The organism is Kitasatospora sp. NPDC098652, from assembly GCF_044760155.1.
In the GTDB taxonomy this organism is placed as follows: domain Bacteria; phylum Actinomycetota; class Actinomycetes; order Streptomycetales; family Streptomycetaceae; genus Kitasatospora.
In genome coordinates, this window is sequence record NZ_JBIWAQ010000021.1 from 96,085 (window position 1) to 113,043 (window position 16,959).

The following is a 16,959-nucleotide window of genomic DNA, read 5'->3' on the forward strand; positions in this document are numbered from 1 at the left end:
GTCACATCCGCCATTGTCCGCCTCCGCTACTCCGGCGTGGGCACGAACCGCACTTCGGCGCGGGTCAGGGTCCGGCCGTCGCCGGCCGGCGGGAGCTGGACGAGTTCCACGGTGGCGGCGGTGAGGTCCGAAGTGGCCGGGCCGGGCGGCAGCAGAACCTGCAGGTGGTAGTCGCAGGTGCTGCCGTCCGGGACGTCCACCCGGTACTCCGTCGCGCCTGGTCCGACCGGGTGCCCGGCGGCGGTCAGGTCCGCCGGCGCGGGCACGAGCTGTTTGAGGAAGCCGACCCCGGCTCCGGCCGGCGTCGTGACGCGCAGCGCGAGGTCGCGGCCGCGGGCCCGACGGCTGCCCTGGACGATCCCGGTGAGTTCGCGCCGCTCCATGGCGGCCGCCTCGGGCGTGTCGGGCAGCCGGACGAGGTCGAGGGTGCCGGCCAGTGCCGCGGAGACGGCGCGGCCCTGGGCGACCTCCCAGTCCGTGCCGATGCCGCGGACGTGGCAACGGAAGCGACCCGCGCAGGAGGCGAGCACGGCCGCGAGTTCGGCCGGCTCCTCGGCGTCGTCCCGTCCGTCCATCAGGAGCACGGCGGTGCGGTCGGCGTCCTGGTGCCCGGCGAGCAGTTGGTCGGCCAGCCGGATCCACCTCCCGAAGGCGGCCGCGCGCAGCGGCGCCAGCCCGCCGAGCGCGGCGCGGGCCTCGGCCTTGGTCGCGGGGGTGGCGCGGACCAGCCGCCTGGTGTCCGGGTAGAGCATCCGCGCGTACTCGGAGCCCTCGACGATGCCGAACCGGACCTCGTCGTCCAGGGTGTCGACGGCGGCCGCCACCGCGTCGGTCACGGCGCGGAAGTCCGCCGGTGAGAGGCCCTCGGAGAGGCCGACCAGGAACACCACGGCCTGCGGCGCCGCGACCACCGCGTGCGCCTGGTCGAGCGCGGCGCCGTGCACGGTCAGGATCGCGTCCACCTCGGTCGTGTCCGGCGGCTGGTACTCGTTCTGGAACACCTCGATCCGGTACCCGGGGCCGGTGGGTGCGGCGGAAGCTGAGGGCGGGCCAGGGGCCGGGACCGGGACCGGGACCGGAGCACCCGGGGCGAGCAGCGCCCTGAGCCGGTCGGCCACCTCCCCGGCGAAGCGCGGCCGGTCCGCCGGGTCCTTGGCGAGCAGCTCCGCGACCAGCCCGTCCAGCGCCTCCGGCACGTCCGGGCGCCGCTCGGCCAGTCGTGGCGGCGGGGTCCGCAGGTGGTCCTGCAGCACCGCCCAGACGTCCCGGCGGCCGGGGAACGGCGGCTTCCCGGTGAGCAGCGCGAGCAGCACGCAGCCCAGCGCGTACAGGTCGGACCGCTCGTCCACCTGCCGGCCCCGGCACTGCTCGGGGGACATGTAGTCCGGGGTGCCCATGACGACGCCGGAGCGGGTCAGGCCGGTGGCCGAGCGGAGGTAGCCGGCGAGGCCGAAGTCGCAGACCTTGACCCGGCCGTCCGGGAGCAGCATCAGGTTGGCGGGTTTGACGTCCCGGTGAACGATGCCGGCCCGGTGGGCGCAGGACAGCGCCTCGGCGGTCTGCGCGGCCAGCTCGACCGCCCGGCGCACCGGCAGCGGTCCGTCCTCCCGCAGGACGGTGCGCAGGTCCCGGCCGTGCAGCAGCTCCATCACCAGGAACAGCTGACCGTCCTGCTCGCCGTTGTCGAAGACCTGGACCAGGCCGGGGTGCTGGAGCCCCGCGGCCACCCGGGCCTCGCGGTGGAAGCGGGCCACCGCCTCCCCGTCCTCCTCCGGGTCGAGGCCCCGGGGCAGGAACTTCACCGCCACCCGCCGGGCGAGCCTGACGTCCTCGGCGAGCCACACCTCCCCCATGCCGCCGCGCCCCAGCGGCGCCGCGAGGCGGTACCGGCCGTCGACCAGCCCTCCGGCCACGTTCACACGCGCTCCCCTCCCCCTGAATCCTGACACCCGGCACCCGGCACCTGGCACCTGGCACCTGGCACCTTCACCTGACACCTGAAGTGCTCCGCCCGGCCCGGAGCACCATTGTGTCGGCCCGCCCGGCCGCCGGTGCAGCGGCGGTTGCCAGGCAGCGAAGTCGGGCGTCCCCGTTTGCGCCCCGCCGGTCCCGGCGCTGGCCTACGATGCCGACTGCCGGCGGTTCCGGCGTCCAGGGGGAGGGTGCGTGCCCGCGATCCATGAACAGTACTCGGAAGAACTCCGCGCGGAGTTCGACTACCTGTCCAGCTGGCTGCCCAACACCCACCTCGAACTCGGCGACGTCGGCCGCCTGCACCGGGACCGGTTCGAGCGGTTGACCTCGCTCGCCGAGCTCGGCATCGGATTCGCGGTGCGGGAGCGCGAGCGGGCCGTGGACCTGGACTACAGCTCGGCCGCCGAGGTCGCCGTCTCGACGGACGCCGACGGCGGGCCGCTCGCCCGCATCGCGGTGTCGTTCAGCCGCCGGCACGGCATCGTCTTCCAGGCGCGGTCGTGCCGGATCAGCGAGATCGCCGACCGCGAGGCGCTCGGGCGGCGCGTGCTCGACCTGGCGGCGGCCGGGCGGTGGCCGGGCACCCAGGTCGTGGTCACCGAAGTGGTCGCCACCGGCCCCGCCGTGATCCTCGTCTCCCAGCAGCAGGGCGCCAGCATCGACCTCTCCGCCTCCGCGGAGGCGCTCTCGGGGACGATCCCGCTCGCCTCCGCGTCCGCGGGGCTGAGCATCGTCGGGTCCAAGGGCGTCGGCGTGAAGGTGATCGCCCCGGACGGCCTCACGCCCCTGTTCCGGGTGTCCGGCGTGCGTCCCCGGCTGTTCGGCCGCAAGGAGTTCGGCGGCCGCGGCCCGGCCGGGAGCACGCCCGGGAGCCCGGTCGGTGGGAGCCCGGTCGGCGCGACCGCGGCAGATAGGGCGGCCGAGACCAGGACGGCCGAGAGTCATGTGTTCGCGGAACTCACCTACGAGGACGTCGGAGCATGAGATGAGCGCTCACCTCTGGTACGAGCTCGAAGCAGCCGTCAGCGCCGGGGACTCGGAGCTGCTGGACCGGCTCTGCCGGATCCACGGGGACCAGCTGCGCGCCGACTTCCCCGCCCGGTTCACCGTACCGGCGGAGCTCCGCCACGACCCGGCCGCGGTGCAGCGGTACGGACGGGCGTCGTTCGCGGTCGCCGAGCGCCTGGGCGTCCCGCTGCCCGGCGTCGCCGTCTCGGAGACCCTCAACCGGACCCTCGCCCAGTGCGAGGAGCTCTCCCGGCAGGGCGGGCACGAGCAGGCGCTCGCGCTGCTGACCGGGCTCCTGTCGAGCGGGCAGGTACTGTCCAGGCCGCCCGAGGTCGGACAGGCCACCTGCTACGAGTGGATGGGCGGACTGGCCCGCCGGCTGTCCCGGCACCAGCAGGCTTGGCAGTACACCAGCACGGCCCAGGAGCTGTGCCACCGGATGCAGGACGCCGAGGGCTGCCTGCGCCACCTCGCCACCATGCACGGCATCGCCGAGGAAACGGGCGCCCATCCCGACGCGCTCGCCGTCGCCGGCATGGCCGTGCACCACGTCCAGGAGCACGGACCGGTCACCCTGCTGCCGCCCTGGCTCGCCACCTACGCCGAGGCACTGCGCCGAGCGGAAGGCCCCGGTCAGGTGGGAGAGTTCGCGAAGGCCGCGGAACGCTACGCCCGGGAGATCCTCGGCTCCGACCCGGCCGCGCTCTCCAGGACGCTGAACCAACTCGCCGTCACCCTGCACAGGGCAGGGCACGACGCGGCGGCCCGGGCGCTGTTGGAGGAAGCGGTCGAACTGCGGCGCCGAGGGGCGTGAGCGGTGCGGTCGAGAGGCACGGTGTGAAGCGCGGATGCCGGACATCGACCTGGGGATCACCCTCGCCAACCTGGGCAAGCTGTTGGCCCTCGACGGCGATCCGCGCGCCGAGGCCGTGCTGACCGAAGCGGTCGAACTCCTCACGGCGGCCGGCCCCTCGGCCGGCGCGCACCTCGCCGAGGCGCGCGGCAACCTCGCCGCCTACCACCAGCTCCACGGCGACCCCGACGTCGCCCGGTCGATCTACCGGGAACTGGCGGCGGAGGCGGCGCCCTCCGCCGTCATGTTGCGCAACTTCGCCGCCCTGGAGCAGGAGAACGGCCACTCCCCGAGCCGGCGGATGCTCTTCGAACTCGCGCACGACGCCCGCCCGCAGGCCGGAGGAGAACCGGACGACCCCGATGTGACGTTCCGGACACTGATCGAGCAGGCCTCCGAGGAGGACCGCCTGGGCAACGCCGCCCGGGCCCTCGAACTGGCGCTCCAGGCCGCCGAGGTGGCCGGGGCCCGCCCCCGCCCCTCACCCCTCAGGGCGGCGGTGGCCCTGGTCGCGACCGCCCGGTACGGCCTGGAGGTCCCGGACGAGCACCTGGACGCGGCACTCTCGGCGGCCGCCGACGACCCGGAGACCACACCGGAGCTGCTGCGTTCGCTGCGGACCGGCATGGGGCAGCGGTGTCGGCGGCAAGGACGCCTCGCCCGGGCGTTGGCGTACGCCCGGGCCGCCGCAGCGCACCTCACCCCCGAGACGGCAACCGAGGACCAGCTCACCACCTTCGACCTCCTCGCCCTGGTGCACCACTCCCTGGGCGAACGGGAACGGGCGGAACAGCTCTACCGTGCCGTGATCGCCCGCAGGCACCAACTGGCGGACCCCAACCGGGTGGCGATGACCGACTCGCTGTTCAGCCTCGGGATGCTCTGCCTCGAAACCGGGAGGTCCGGCGAGGCCGCCGCCCTGTTGCGGGAGCAGTTCGACATCGAGGACGCCCACCTGGCCGAGGTCTTCGCCGCCTCCTCCGAGGTGCAACGGCTCGCCTACGCACGGACCCTCCTCGGCAGACTGGACACCTTCGTCGTCGTCCTGCTCTCCGCCACCGGCTTGGAGCCGGGCGCGGAGCTGCTGGAGCTCCTGGCGAACGCCGTACTGCGGCGCAAGGCCGTCGTCGCGGAGGCCGTGGCCCGCGACCGCGCGATGCTGTCCAACGGCCCGGAGCCTCGGATCGCGGCCGTCGCCACCGAACTCCGCGCCGTGCGGCACGAGTTGCGGCGTCTGACGCTCGACGGCGACTCCCTGCGGCCGAACGCGGGCCGGCGCGTCCAGGACCTCAGGGCGCGGCAGGGCCGCCTGGAGATGCTGCTAGCCGACCGGCTCTCCCACACTGGCGCCGGCACTGGCCCTAACCCTGACCCCGGCGGCACCCGGGCGGCCCTGCCGACCTGGCAGGCGGTGACCGCCGCCCTCCCGCCCGGTACCGCGCTCATCGAGTACTACCGGGCGGAGATGGGCGACGAAGCCGCCGTACTGAGCCTGGTGTTCACACCGGGGTCACCGCCCCGGCTCTTCGCCCACGACACCGCCGGCGCACTGGACGAGGGCGTCCGACGCTGGCGTGAGCTCCTCCGGCACCAGGACGCCGGGGAACGGGCGCTGGGCCTGGAGCTCCACCGGGTGCTGATCCAGCGGATCGACGCCGCCCTGACCGGAGTCCACCGGCTGCTCATCTCACCGGACGGGAGCCTCAACCTCCTTCCCTTCGCCGCCCTCCCCTCGCCCGACGGCAGCCGACTGCTGGACACGTTCGAGATCGGTTTCCTGACCACCGGCCGGGACCTGCTGCGCGGCCGCTACGGGCCCCGCCCCGCGCCGCCGGTCGTGTTCGCCGACATCGACTACGGATCCGGCGGCACCGCGCTCGACGGGGGCCCGTTCGCACCACTGCCGGAGACCGGGGCCGAAGGGCGGTGGATCGCCGACCACATCGGCGCCGAGCTGCACACCGGCCCGGACGCCTCGGCCTCCCGGCTGCGCACGGTCCGGAGTCCGCTGATCCTCCACCTGGCGACGCACGGCTACGCCCTGGCCGAACCGCTGCGCCCGGCCGGTACCCGACGACCGGGCGCGGGACCGGGGCCCGACTCACCGAGCGGCCCACCTCCCGATCCGACGGGCACCCCCGACCCGACGGGCGCCCCCGACCCAACGGGCACCCCCGACGCGGCGCGCACCCCGGGCCCTGCCGTGGACCCGCTCCTCTGCACCGGTCTGGCCCTGGCGGGCGCGAACACCTTCCTCGCCGGGCAGGAGCCCGCCGACAGCCTGGGAACCGGCATCCTCACCGCCTCCGACGTCTACGACCTCGACCTGCTCGGCACCGAGTTGGTCGTGCTCTCCGCCTGTGTCACCGGCCTCGGCTCCTACCACCCGGGCGAGGGCGTGTTCGGCCTTCGCCGCACCTTCGAGATCGCCGGCGCCCGGTCCGTCCTGGTGAGCGTCTGGGACGTTCCCAGCGAGCCGACGGTGCAGTTGATGTGCGAGTTCTACCGCGCGCTGCGGCGCGGGGCCTCCAGGACCGCGGCACTGCGCCGGGCCCAACAGGCCGTACGTCGCCGCTTCCCGGAGCCCGTCGCGTGGGCGCCCTTCGCGCTCTTCGGCGACCCCGCACCTCTTCCGTGGTGAGGGCGCGCGACGGTCACCGCGTCAGTCGCGACCCGCTCAGCCGAGCTTCGGCCGGACCTCACCCCCGCCCTGGTTCCTGCCGCAGAGGGCCTCCTCCAGGAAGCCGCCCTGCGCGACGAGTTGCTGCACCGCCTGTGCCTCGTCACCCCTGGACGTCACGGACATCGCGACCTGCCGGTCCCCCTTGCTCCACAGCTGGGAGGCGAACCCGGGCATCCCGCCGTCATGCCCGTACACCGGCCCGCAGGACAGCTCCAGCCGGGCCAGCCCGAGCCCGTACGAGAGGCTCACGGGCCCGCCGTCGGACTGCGCCGGGATGGTGGTCGTCATCTGCCGCATCAGCTCGGGCGACAGCAACCGCCCGCCCAGCAGGGCCCGTTCGAAGCGGTTCAGGTCGGACAGGGTGGATATCAGCTCGCCCGCGGAGTTCGCCCACGTGACGCTCTCCACCGTGACGTCCCGGTCGCTGCGGTCCTCCGGGGCCGGGCCCTCGGCAAGCGTCCAGTAGCCGTGGGCGTGCGGGCCCCGGATGTCGGTGGCCGTACCGGGGAAGTACGTTCCGGTCATCCCGAGCGGCCGCAGGATGCGTGCGGTGATCTCCTGGGCGTAGGTGCGGCCGGTCACCGTTTCGATGATCATGCCGAGCAGGGTGTAGTTGACGTTGGAGTAGCTGAACCTGGCCCCCGGCGGGAAGTTGGGCGCGTGCGCCACCGAGGCGGCCACCACCTGGGCCGGGGTGATGCTGCGGGTCAGCCCGCCCTGGTCGAGCCAGTTCCGGATCTCGCCCGGATCCGTGGTGTGCGGGAACAACCCGCCCGGCTCATTGGTCGGATCCCACAGGCCGGAGCTGTGGTTGAGCAGCTGACGGACGGTGATCCGCCCGCCGTTCGGAACCATCCCCGGTAGGTGGTGCTCCACCGAGTCGTCCAGACCGAGCCGGCCCTCCCCCACCAGTTGCAGCACCGTGGTGGCGGTGAACGTCTTGGTGATACTCCCGGCGCGGAAGCGGCCGTCCACGCGCACCGGGGCGCCGGTCGCGAGGTCGGCGACGCCTGTGCCCGCGCGCCAGACCCCGTTCTCGTCGCGGACCTCGGCGATGGCCGCGGCCGCCCCGGCGTCGGTCACCGCTTTCAGCGCTGCCGTGCGCGCGGCATCCTCGGCCGCGACGGCGGCAGGCGGCTCGACGGCCCCCGCCGAGACGACCGGCCCGGCCAGCGCCAGACAGACCGCCGCTACCACCACCATCACGGGACCCGAACCCGTACGACGTACCATGCGACCCCCCTCGTCCACGGCGGGCCCCCGCCCGCCTCCGAGTCCACAGCCTCGCCCCTGCCGTGATGATCCGTCATCCTCCACCGGGAGGAATCGGTCGTACTCCCACCACCGTAGACGCTAGGCCGAACGGAGGATCCGACCGACCCCCGCCCCAGCCCAGGAGCCCCGGGCGCCAGGACCCCCGGACGTCAGAGCCCCGGCATCGGACGGACCGGGTGCTTGCTCATGATCGACACCCGGTTGAAGGAGTTGATCGTGATCGCCACCCAGATCGCCGCCGAGAGCTCCTCCTCGGTGAACACCTCCCGCGCCAGCCCGTACGCGGCCGCCTGGAGCGCCGCGTCCGCCGGGTTCGTGGTCGCCTCCGCCAGGGCCAGCGCCGCACGCTCGCGGGCGGTGAACAGCTCGGTGTCCCGCCAGGCCGGGAGCACGCCCAGGCGCTGGGTGGTCTCGCCCTCGCGCAGCGCGGCCCGGGTGTGCACGTGCAGGCAGTAGGCACAGCCGTTGATCTGGGAGACCCGCAGGTTGACCAGTTCCACCAGCCGCCGGTCCAGCCCGGCCTCGGCCGCGACCTCCTTGGCCGCCTCGGCGGCGGCGAGCAGCGCCTTGTAGGCCTTGGGGCTCTGCTTGTCGACGAACACCCGCCGCGCCGCCGGATCCACCGTCACTTCAGCACTCACCTGGACTCCTCGACTCCCACTGCGATCATTGGCTCGCTGCCGTTCGACACTCTGCCATGCCATAATAGTTGAATCTAGAACTACCCAGCAGTCGACATCGCCCGGCCGACATCGCCCGGCCGGCATCACCCAGCAGTCGACACCATCCAGGGAGGGACCACCGCCGTGAGCACCGCCGAGACCGAGCCGCGCCCCGTCGCCGTACCGCAGGACCAGCAGGACCCGTACGTCGAGGTGCTGTCCCCCCGCGACGTCCCGCTCGGCGGACCGCGCGCGATGACCGTCCGCCGCACCCTGCCGCACCGCTCCCGCCGACTGATCGGCGCCTGGTGCTTCGTCGACCACTACGGACCCGACGACGTCGCCCGCACCGGCGGCATGGACGTCGCCCCGCACCCCCACACCGGCCTGCAGACCGTCAGCTGGCTCTTCTCCGGCGAGATCGAGCACCGGGACAGTCTCGGCGTCCACGCCTTCGTCCGCCCGGGCGAACTCAACCTGATGACCTCCGGCCACGGCATCTGCCACTCCGAGGTCTCCACCCCCGCGACCACCGTCCTGCACGGCGTCCAGCTCTGGGTCGTGCTGCCCGACGAACACCGCTACACCGCGCGGGACTTCCACCATCACGTCCCCGAACCCGTCGCCCTGGACGGCGCCGAGGTCCGCGTCTTCCTCGGCACCCTGGCCGGCTGTACCTCCCCCGTCCCCACCTTCACCCCGCTGCTCGGCGCCGAACTCACCCTCGCCCCGCACGCCACCGTCACCCTGGCCGTCGACCCGGCCTTCGAGCACGGCGTCCTCGTCGACCACGGCGACGTCCGCCTCGCCACCACCGAGCTCCACCCGGGCGACCTCGGCTACCTCGCCCCCGGCACCACCACCCTGACCCTCACCAACACCGCCGACGCCCCGACCCGCCTCGTCCTCCTCGGCGGCACCCCCTTCGAGGAGCAGATCGTCATGTGGTGGAACTTCATCGGGCGGTCTCAGCAAGACATTACCCGAGCCCGGGAGGAGTGGATGAGCTCCGCGAACCCCGACCGCTTCGGCGCCGTCGAGGGCTACCCCGGCGATCGCCTGCCCGCCCCGGAGCTCCCGGGACTCCCGCTGAAGCCCCGCGGAAACGTGCACTGACCTGCACGTTAGGCGATCGGGGGGTGTGGTGGCCCGAGCCACCACACCCCCGACCCGAAGTACCCCTGCGCTCACCTCGAAGCGCCCCCGTCGGCACTCGCTTCCGCACTCGGCGCGGCCGAGTCGGCCGCCGCCGAAGCCCTCGCCCACGCTTGCGGAGGCAATCCCCTGGCCGTGGGCCTGGCCGCCGGCGAGGCCGTCCTCACCCCGCGCGCCCCCTCCTCACACCCCGCCTGAACTCAACCGACCCGGAGAGTGTCCCGATGACCACCGCGCTCGCCCTCGCGTCACTGCCCGAGCCGGAAGCACGGCTGCTGCAGCTCGCCGCCCTGGTCCCGGCCCCCTGGAAGCCGCCCGCCAGTGGGGCCAATGGATGACGGCCCATCAGCTTGGGAGTTGAGGGGAGGTTCGGGGCCCCTGCCGGTACGCAGCCCCCGGGGAACGGTTCTCCGGGGCTGCCGCGTCTCGACGGTCTTCCCCTGCAGCACAGGCAAGCCGGTCAGGCGGTCCGTGTTCCGCCGGCCAGTTTGGGAGCCAGGTCCCGGGCGAATCGTGCGCCGATGATGCAGTCGGCGTGGCCGTTCGGTTCGGATTCGAGGACAGCAGCGTATCCGTCAGACGTCCGCCAGCCGACTTCGCACCGGTCCTCGTCCTGGTTCGTAGAGGTCGTTGGAGAGGTGAGCCCGTCCTGGTGCGGGTCGCCTGACCCCTTCGGTGTCTTGCGGTGGGTGATCAGCTGGAATGGGGCGGTGGAGTAGGCCAGCGTCATCGTCCAGTTGTTGTCCACAGTGGCGGCGCCGACCTTCCCGGTGCAGGTCTTCACGCGGTTGGGACCGTTGGTGAAGCCGCCGGCCTGCCCCACGCTGTCCGAGGTCCTCGGTGTGGTAGCCGCCGCCGACCTCGCCGGCCTGGAGGGGGCCCAGCGGGCCGCCCGCCTGCCCGTCACCCCGCAACGGGCCGCAGCCGTCACCCTGGCCCTGCACGGCGCCATCCCCCGCGTGCTGGCCGACGGCCCCGCCGTCCTGGCCGCCGCCGGACTGGACGACCCCGACCGCTTCGTCCGCGACCTGCTGGACGCGGTGTACCCCGACAACCCGCGCCCACCCGGAACCGGCTGAGAGGCTCACCCCACCGACCATTGAAGGCGCACAGGCAGCGCTCGCGCCTGTGGCCCATCTCCGCAGCGGCGGCCAGCTCGTACCGGTGCCTGGTTCAGGACCGGGCGTGGGCCCGCTCAGCGGCTCGCTGGAACGCCGGCCGCATCTCGCCCAACGCGTGGGCGACGACGGCGAGGAAGCCGTTGACGTGCTGCCGGGGCGTCTGCTCCTGATCTTCGGGAACGTCGAAGATGTGTGCCAGGTGGCCGGCGCCGCGCATCAGGGCGGGCCGCTGCGCCGCATACCCGGCCCAGTCCTTCCGTGCCGCCTCGCGGGCTTCCAGGAGCTTGCCCTCGGACACGGACTCGGTTCTCAGCTGCCGGGTGACCGCCCAGTGGGCTTCCCACATCGCCACCACCTGATCCGTCGTGAGCGGCATCTGGGGCGGCCCGAAACCACGGACGATCTCGGCCGGGCCCTCGCCGCGCCACGGGCTGGCCACAGCCGCGAGGGCATCCGCGACCGCGTACCAGTCCGGGCGTCGGGTCTGCTCGCCCTCTCGTAGCAGCCGAGCCAGCCGGAGGCGCTGCGCGGCCGTGGCGGTCGGGTGGGCGAACTGCTCAACGACCTGGTTCGCGCTCTTCCGGCGCCGGTCCTCCGCACTGATGCCGGCGGCGCGGGCGTGGGTGCGCAGCGCCCGCCGGGCCTGCTCGACGGGGATAACCGTGTCGTCGGTCAGCCAGATGTGCAGGACCACCGGGACCATGGTGCGGTGCGGCACCCGCGGCAAGGGAGATCGCTGCTTGGCCCGGCACAGCTCGTAGAACAGGCGGCGCTGCTCCGGCGGGAACAGCCACTGGTCGCTGCCGCGCTGCGTGGTCTTGCGGTACCGCGGAGGGGCGAGCAGCCCGACCTCCACGTAGTCGGTGATCATCCTCGCGGTCGCCTGAACACCCAGCCCGAGCGCATCCGCGACCAGATCATCAGCCGTTCCCGGCTCCCCGCCGGCCTGACCGTTCGTCACGCCGTGGAACTTACACCCGAGATCGGCCGCCGCGAGCTGGGATCGCCATCAGCCTGCGTGGGACAACGGGAACAGGCGGCCGCGACGGACCGGACTTCCCGGTCGGCCCCGACCTGAACCGCCCCCCTGGAGGCTTCATGTACCACCGTGCCCGTCTTCCGCGCCGCCGGCGCCCGAACCCGAACCCAACCCCGAACCCGGCCGGGGCCCGCCCCGCACCCAGGCCACGAGTCGATGCCGGGACCTCGTAGACCTGGCCCTGCGCACCGCGGTGGGCGCGGTGTCCACGGGCGTTGCCGCAGCCGCACCGAACGCCCTGCTGCACTGGCCTTGGTCCCGGTGACCATCCATGCTCCGGTGGCGGCGCTCTCTGAATTGGTTCTGGTGGCGATCCGTGAATGATCTTCCACTCGACACGGGCACCCGCAAGCCCACACTCCGTACCTGATGTCCAGCGGCGACCTGACCCGCAACCTGTAGGAACGGAGCCGATTCACCCGTCCCGTCTCGCCGCTGAAGGTGCGTTCGGTCCGGAGACGGGATCTGATTCCGGGTCCTCCAAATCCCCGACAGCGTCAGCTGCTGAGGGCGTCCGCCGGGCGCCCTCAGCGCGGTGTGCCCGGTGTGCTGTTCCCAGCCACGTTCCCGTATCGCCCACCAAGCGTGGCCGCCGCCGAGCTTGCCGCCAGAGTCACCCGCCCCCCCGTGTGCGCCGCGTGAACGGGGATCCACCTCATGCAAACCTCATCTCCCCTCATGCAAACTGACCCAGCATCAGCGCGCTGCAGGATGCTTGTCTCCTCCAGGCGTGAAGTACCTCCATACCAGGCCATAGCGCCGTCGCTCGGCAGCCCTCTTCCGAGGGGCGGCCCGCGGCATCAGGCGCTCCGCCTGCGACTTCATCCAAAGGGAGTTCCGTGTCATCTCGTGCCGGGTCCAGGATCGCCGCCCTGTCGGCCAGCGCGGCGACGGCGCGGCCGGTCAGAGCGGCGGACGTCTCCGACGGTGGATTCCTCACCGCCGCGACCGTGCCGGCCCCGGCCGCCGAAGGTGCGCCGGAAGCGGAGGTGACGCCCGGCCGACCGGTCCATCACGGATCACTGACCGTGCGCTTGATGTTCTTGGCCGGCATCGACGAGTTCGGCTACGACCTGACGTTCTCGCCGCCGGCTGCTGCCTGACGGGGTATCGCACGGCCAGCAGGCCCGTCCGCGCGTGCGGCACCTGACTGTGGGCAATGCCCGCCGTTGAATCAGCACGGTGTCGGATCCGTGCATCGCAGGCCCTGGGCGCGGGCGGCGCCCGCTCTGCGGAGATCTGATGACATGTCCCGGTTGACGTATGAGGAGGATTTCACGTGTTCAGGATCCAGCGGCTGGCGTGCACCACGCTGACGGTTGCGCTTGCGGGCTCGCTCACAGTGTGCGCGGCCCCGGTCGCACTCGCGGGCAACGGGCCCGCCGGAGCGGAACAGGCCGCCGCGATCGTGGAGAAGGCCACAGGTGTGGCCGACCTTGCCCAGGCCGCCGGGGCGGCCGGCGTGACGGCGACCGACACTACGTCGGGATCCGTCACGGTGACGGCGCCGACGAACTCGTCGGGGTCGGTGGACCTGGCGGTGGACGGTGTCGCCGCGATCTCGATCGGACTGCCGCGGAGCGCGAACGTCCCGGGCGTGGCGGCCGGCGCCGGCACGGTCGTGTACCCGGGCGCCGCACCGTCGGCGGATCTGGCGGTACAACCCACCGGAAGCGGAGGTGTACGGGCCCTGGTGACGATGAAGGACGCATCGGCACCCAGTGAGTGGCGCTTCCCGCTCGCCTTGCCGGAGGGAGCGGTGGCCGTGCTCCAGGAGGACGGCGGTGTGGAGCTCACCGTGCCCTCCGACGGGGCCGAGATCGTCGTGGGCACCATCGCCCCGCCCTGGGCCAAGGACGCCAACGGAAATGCCGTGCCGACTTCGTACCGCCTGGAGGGCTCCAGCCTCGTGCAGACTGTCGGGTTCACCGCCGAGACGGCGTTCCCGGTCGTCGCCGACCCCCAGGTCCGGGGCGGAACCGTCTTCGGCACCATTCGCTTCAACAAGAACGAGACCAACCGGATCGCCGCAGGCGGAGCCGTCGGTGCCTTTCTCACCGGAAGGTGGGCCCGACTGGCCGGGAAGCTGCTGCCGGTCAACAACGGGATCGCGGCGTTCGCCGGCGTCGCGATAGCGATGGACAAGTGCATAGCCGTGAAGTATCCGGAGTGGGTGGGACCCGTAGTTCCGTACTACTACTCCGGCGGGTACTGCAAGTGATGAGCCCGGAATCCATCATGGCAATCGGAGGCGTCCTTGCGGGCGCGGCTCTGGAGTTCTCCGTCTTCGGCAGGCGACCGGCCACCGCCACGGCGTCCCGTTGGCGTTCATCCTGCCGGGCGGTGCTGGTACTCGTGGCGGCGGTGCTGTTGCTCGTACCCGGGGCCTCGACATCCCTCTGGGGCCGCAGCGCCGCCGGACTTCTGGCAGGCATTTTCCTCGTGGCGACCGCGGACCGCTTCAGGCCCCGCCCGGAATCCCGCCGATAGCTGTTCGCGTAATCCACGGTCAGGCCACCGTTCACGCCGAAACGGCTCGGGGTACCGCTCCAGGTGGCCGTCACGGTTACCGGTCCGGGACAGCGCGAGGTAGCGGCCAGCACCTTGGTGACCTCGCTCGCCGCGACGAGCACGCACGATGGCGGAGCGACAGCAGTCTGAGCAAGGTCCGCAGGCATGCCCAGAGCCGCTGGGTCAGCGGCGGCGAAATCGCTGCCGACGTCCGGAGGATGCCCCCGTGATCAGCAGACCCGGCGAGATGGTCGATGGTCAATGCCAGGGCATCGGCGTTAGCGCATCTGGATCATGTCGAGAGCGAGCGCCCCGCTCGTCGGGTCTTGATTTCGCGGTAGCTGGGAGTTCGGATTGCGAGCCCTCGTCGACCTCGAATCCGGCTTCTGCGAGCGCCACTTCGACGGGCCGGTCCCAGTCGGAGGCGCCCTCCATCAGGTCGAGCACACCTTTCTCCGGCCCGAGCCGGGCGAGGACGCGCACCGGGCCGGTGCGGCGCAGCTGCTCGCGGAGCTCCGACGGGGGAGGGGCCACGGCGGCGTCGGGCAGAAGCGCGTTGGGAACGACCCGCAGGTTGCGCGGGCCCCAGTCGGCCAACTCGTCGCGCACGACCGCGGAGGGCACGATCACTCGGGTGGCGCGGGCAAGCGCCGGCCCGGTGCCGAGGGTGCGCGGCTTGACGTGGGCGGCGAGGGCCCCGGCGGACGTGGCCCGGGATGTCACCGCGCAGGCGACCGAGCCCCCACAGCGCGTCGGTGAACGACAGGTAGACCCGCCCCATGCCGCCTGCGCCGAGCCGGGCGTGCATCCGGTAGCCGCCTACTTCGGCCGGATCGTCGCGCTGCAGGGCTGGTAGCGTTGACGCGGACAGGGAGTCCAGGGACATGTCGATGGGCATGTGAAAGGTCTCCAGTGGTGCGAGCTGTGAGCGGGGGCGAGCGTGGCGCGACGGGAGTGCCGGCCGTTCAGCAGGCCGTCCCGCTCGGGACCGGCTTGAGGTCGATGAGATAGGCGTCCACGGCGTCGTCGACGCAGGCGTTGCCGCGGCCGTAGGCGGTGTGGCCGGTCCCCTTGAAGGTGAGCAGCATGCCGCCGGGCAGTTGGTCGGCGAGGCTCTGCGACCACTGGTAGGGCGTGGCCGGGTCGCCGGTGGTGCCGACGACCAGGATCGGGGGCAGGCTCTTGGCGTTCACGCGGTGCGGCTGCTGCTGTCCGGTCGGCCAGTCCTTACAGTTGAGTTCGGCGAGCACGAGGGATGTGCCGAAGGCCCCGGATTCCTGGTCGGCGCGCTCCAGCAGCTCCCAGTAGGGCTGCGGGTCCCTTGGGTGTGGCTGGTCGAGGCAGCTGACGGCGGTAATGGCGACGGAGGAGTTGTCGGGCGCCTGCTCGCCCGAGCTGCCCGGGTCGGAGCTGTCGTCCTGGGCGGACTGGGCGGCTATGCCGGGGCTGGCGATCTCGGCGAGTTTCGTCCCGTCACCGCCCCGCGCGGCGCGCAGCGCCTTCGATAGCTCCTGCCACTGGGACTCGGGTGTGTACATCGACATGGTGAGGGCGGTGAGCAGCATGTTCTGGTCGAGCCGCTCGGTGGTGCCCTTGATACGCAGCGGGTGCTTGGCCGTCCGCCGGAGCAGGTCGGTGATCACCTTGTGGATGCCGTCCGGGGTGGTGGCGGGGCAGGCGTCGTGGACCACGGTGACGCACTTCCGAGCGTAGTCGTCCACCGACTCCCGGAACGCTTTGCCCTGCTGGAGGGTGGCCTCGAACCAGGCGAGTGAGGGGTCGAAGGCACCGTCGAGGGCGAGTGCGCGGACCCGGTGCGGGAACAATTCGCCGTAGACCGTGCCGAGGTAGGTGCCGTAGGACCAGCCGAGGTAGCTGAGCTTCTCGTCGCCGAGGGCCGCGCGCAGCACGTCCATGTCGCGGGCTGCGTCCAGTGTCCCGACGTGCGGCAGGATGGCTCCGCTGCGGGCCTTGCAGGAGGCGACCTGCTTCTCGGCGTAAGCGAGCGCGGCGCTGCGTTCGGCTGCGGTCTTCGGATACGCACTCATCGAGGCGGAGTCGGATTCGGGCTGGTCCTGGTCGGCGGAGTCGGAGGAGCCGCAGTCGATGGCCGGCTTGCTGCCGGCCACGCCCCGGGGGTCGAAGCTGACGATGTCGAAGCGGGCGCGCGCCCGTTCGCTGAAGAAGGAGAGGCCGCCGGACTTCAGTCGCTCGACCCCGGACGCGCCCGGTCCGCCGGGGTTGAAGACCAGGGAGCCCATGCGCTGGGCGGGGTCCGCCGTGACGGATCTGGCCAGCGGCAGGGTGAAGGTCTGGCCGGTCTCCGGGTGCGCGTAGTCCATTGGGACGGTCAACGTGGCGCACTGCAGCTCGCCGCACGTGGTCCAGGTCGGCTTCTGTCGGTAGAAGGTCTGCAAAGCGCCCTGCTGCGCGGAATCGGTCGGCGCCGTGTCGGCGCCCTCCGCAGCCGTGTCCCCGTACGCCGGGATGCATCCGGCAAGTGCCGTGACGCCGAGTGCGGCCAGGGCCAGGATCAGGCCGGCACGCTTGCTCGTCGGGTGCTTCATGGGAGTGCTCCAAAGGAACTTGGCAGGGTTGATGCGGACGGCGCCCACGGTGATCAGCGGCGCCGGCACCACCTCGGCGGCCCGGGGCAGCTGGGCCGAGGGCTCCATCCG

The 16,959-nt window shown here is 72.5% G+C and carries 13 protein-coding genes and 1 pseudogene; 7 read left to right on the forward strand and 7 right to left on the reverse strand.

Translation table 11 applies throughout. From position 1 onward, the window contains the following. Positions 1 to 26 precede the first annotated feature (26 nt). On the reverse strand, positions 27 to 1,919 hold the full coding sequence (locus ACIQWA_RS33070; protein WP_402488794.1) for a protein kinase: 1,893 nt from the start codon (positions 1,917 to 1,919) through the stop codon (positions 27 to 29). A 247-nt stretch (positions 1,920 to 2,166) separates the two neighbouring features. Between ACIQWA_RS33070 and ACIQWA_RS33075 the strand changes: the two genes are divergently transcribed. Genes ACIQWA_RS33075 through ACIQWA_RS33085 form a run of 3 tightly spaced genes read left to right on the forward strand, consistent with a single transcriptional unit; the run spans position 2,167 to position 6,476 of the window. Further along, positions 2,167 to 2,958 (forward strand): hypothetical protein, encoded by a 792-nt coding sequence (locus tag ACIQWA_RS33075; RefSeq protein ID WP_402488797.1) that lies wholly within the window; start codon positions 2,167 to 2,169, stop codon positions 2,956 to 2,958. Between the two features lies 1 nt (position 2,959). After that, entirely contained in the window at positions 2,960 to 3,796 is an 837-nt protein-coding gene (locus ACIQWA_RS33080) for a hypothetical protein (RefSeq protein WP_402488799.1), read from the forward strand. A gap of 34 nt (positions 3,797 to 3,830) precedes the next feature. Continuing rightward, the gene (locus tag ACIQWA_RS33085; RefSeq protein WP_402488802.1) at positions 3,831 to 6,476 is read left to right on the forward strand and encodes a CHAT domain-containing protein; all 2,646 of its coding nucleotides are present in this window, start codon (positions 3,831 to 3,833) and stop codon (positions 6,474 to 6,476) included. A 36-nt stretch (positions 6,477 to 6,512) separates the two neighbouring features. Here ACIQWA_RS33085 and ACIQWA_RS33090 read toward each other — a convergent pair whose 3' ends face one another. Together ACIQWA_RS33090 and ACIQWA_RS33095 are read right to left on the reverse strand one after the other, a co-directional pair. Then, on the reverse strand, positions 6,513 to 7,721 hold the full coding sequence (locus ACIQWA_RS33090) for a serine hydrolase domain-containing protein (protein WP_402488805.1): 1,209 nt from the start codon (positions 7,719 to 7,721) through the stop codon (positions 6,513 to 6,515). 221 nt (positions 7,722 to 7,942) lie between these two features. Then, positions 7,943 to 8,434: a carboxymuconolactone decarboxylase family protein gene (locus tag ACIQWA_RS33095; RefSeq protein ID WP_402488808.1), complete on the reverse strand. Its 492-nt coding sequence runs from the start codon at positions 8,432 to 8,434 to the stop codon at positions 7,943 to 7,945. Between the two features lie 165 nt (positions 8,435 to 8,599). Here ACIQWA_RS33095 and ACIQWA_RS33100 point away from each other — a divergent pair, with 165 nt between their 5' ends. Then, a complete protein-coding gene (locus tag ACIQWA_RS33100; protein WP_402488810.1) occupies positions 8,600 to 9,571 on the forward strand; it encodes a pirin family protein in 972 nt (323 codons plus the stop codon). Between the two features lie 499 nt (positions 9,572 to 10,070). On the opposite strand, the gene ACIQWA_RS33105 is transcribed toward ACIQWA_RS33100, so the two are convergent. Next, positions 10,071 to 10,394 (reverse strand): hypothetical protein, encoded by a 324-nt coding sequence (locus ACIQWA_RS33105; RefSeq protein WP_402488812.1) that lies wholly within the window; start codon positions 10,392 to 10,394, stop codon positions 10,071 to 10,073. 34 nt (positions 10,395 to 10,428) lie between these two features. Between ACIQWA_RS33105 and ACIQWA_RS33110 the strand changes: the two are divergent. Then, positions 10,429 to 10,689, forward strand: a pseudogene (locus ACIQWA_RS33110) (TetR/AcrR family transcriptional regulator); the annotation flags it as partial. 94 nt (positions 10,690 to 10,783) lie between these two features. On the opposite strand, the gene ACIQWA_RS33115 reads toward ACIQWA_RS33110, so the two are convergent. Continuing rightward, positions 10,784 to 11,692: a hypothetical protein gene (locus tag ACIQWA_RS33115; protein WP_402488814.1), complete on the reverse strand. Its 909-nt coding sequence runs from the start codon at positions 11,690 to 11,692 to the stop codon at positions 10,784 to 10,786. A 917-nt stretch (positions 11,693 to 12,609) separates the two neighbouring features. On the opposite strand from ACIQWA_RS33115, the gene ACIQWA_RS33120 reads away from it, so the two are divergent. Then, positions 12,610 to 12,873: a hypothetical protein gene (locus ACIQWA_RS33120; RefSeq protein WP_402488817.1), complete on the forward strand. Its 264-nt coding sequence runs from the start codon at positions 12,610 to 12,612 to the stop codon at positions 12,871 to 12,873. Between the two features lie 176 nt (positions 12,874 to 13,049). Next, on the forward strand, positions 13,050 to 13,991 hold the full coding sequence (locus ACIQWA_RS33125; protein ID WP_402488820.1) for a hypothetical protein: 942 nt from the start codon (positions 13,050 to 13,052) through the stop codon (positions 13,989 to 13,991). Positions 13,992 to 14,539: 548 nt separating this feature from the next. On the opposite strand, the gene ACIQWA_RS33130 is transcribed toward ACIQWA_RS33125, so the two are convergent. Together ACIQWA_RS33130 and ACIQWA_RS33135 are read right to left on the reverse strand one after the other, a co-directional pair. Beyond that, positions 14,540 to 14,890, reverse strand: a complete 351-nt coding sequence (locus ACIQWA_RS33130) for a hypothetical protein (protein ID WP_402488823.1) — start codon at positions 14,888 to 14,890, stop codon at positions 14,540 to 14,542. A 356-nt stretch (positions 14,891 to 15,246) separates the two neighbouring features. Further along, positions 15,247 to 16,848 (reverse strand): alpha/beta hydrolase, encoded by a 1,602-nt coding sequence (locus tag ACIQWA_RS33135; RefSeq protein WP_402488825.1) that lies wholly within the window; start codon positions 16,846 to 16,848, stop codon positions 15,247 to 15,249. Positions 16,849 to 16,959 lie beyond the last annotated feature (111 nt).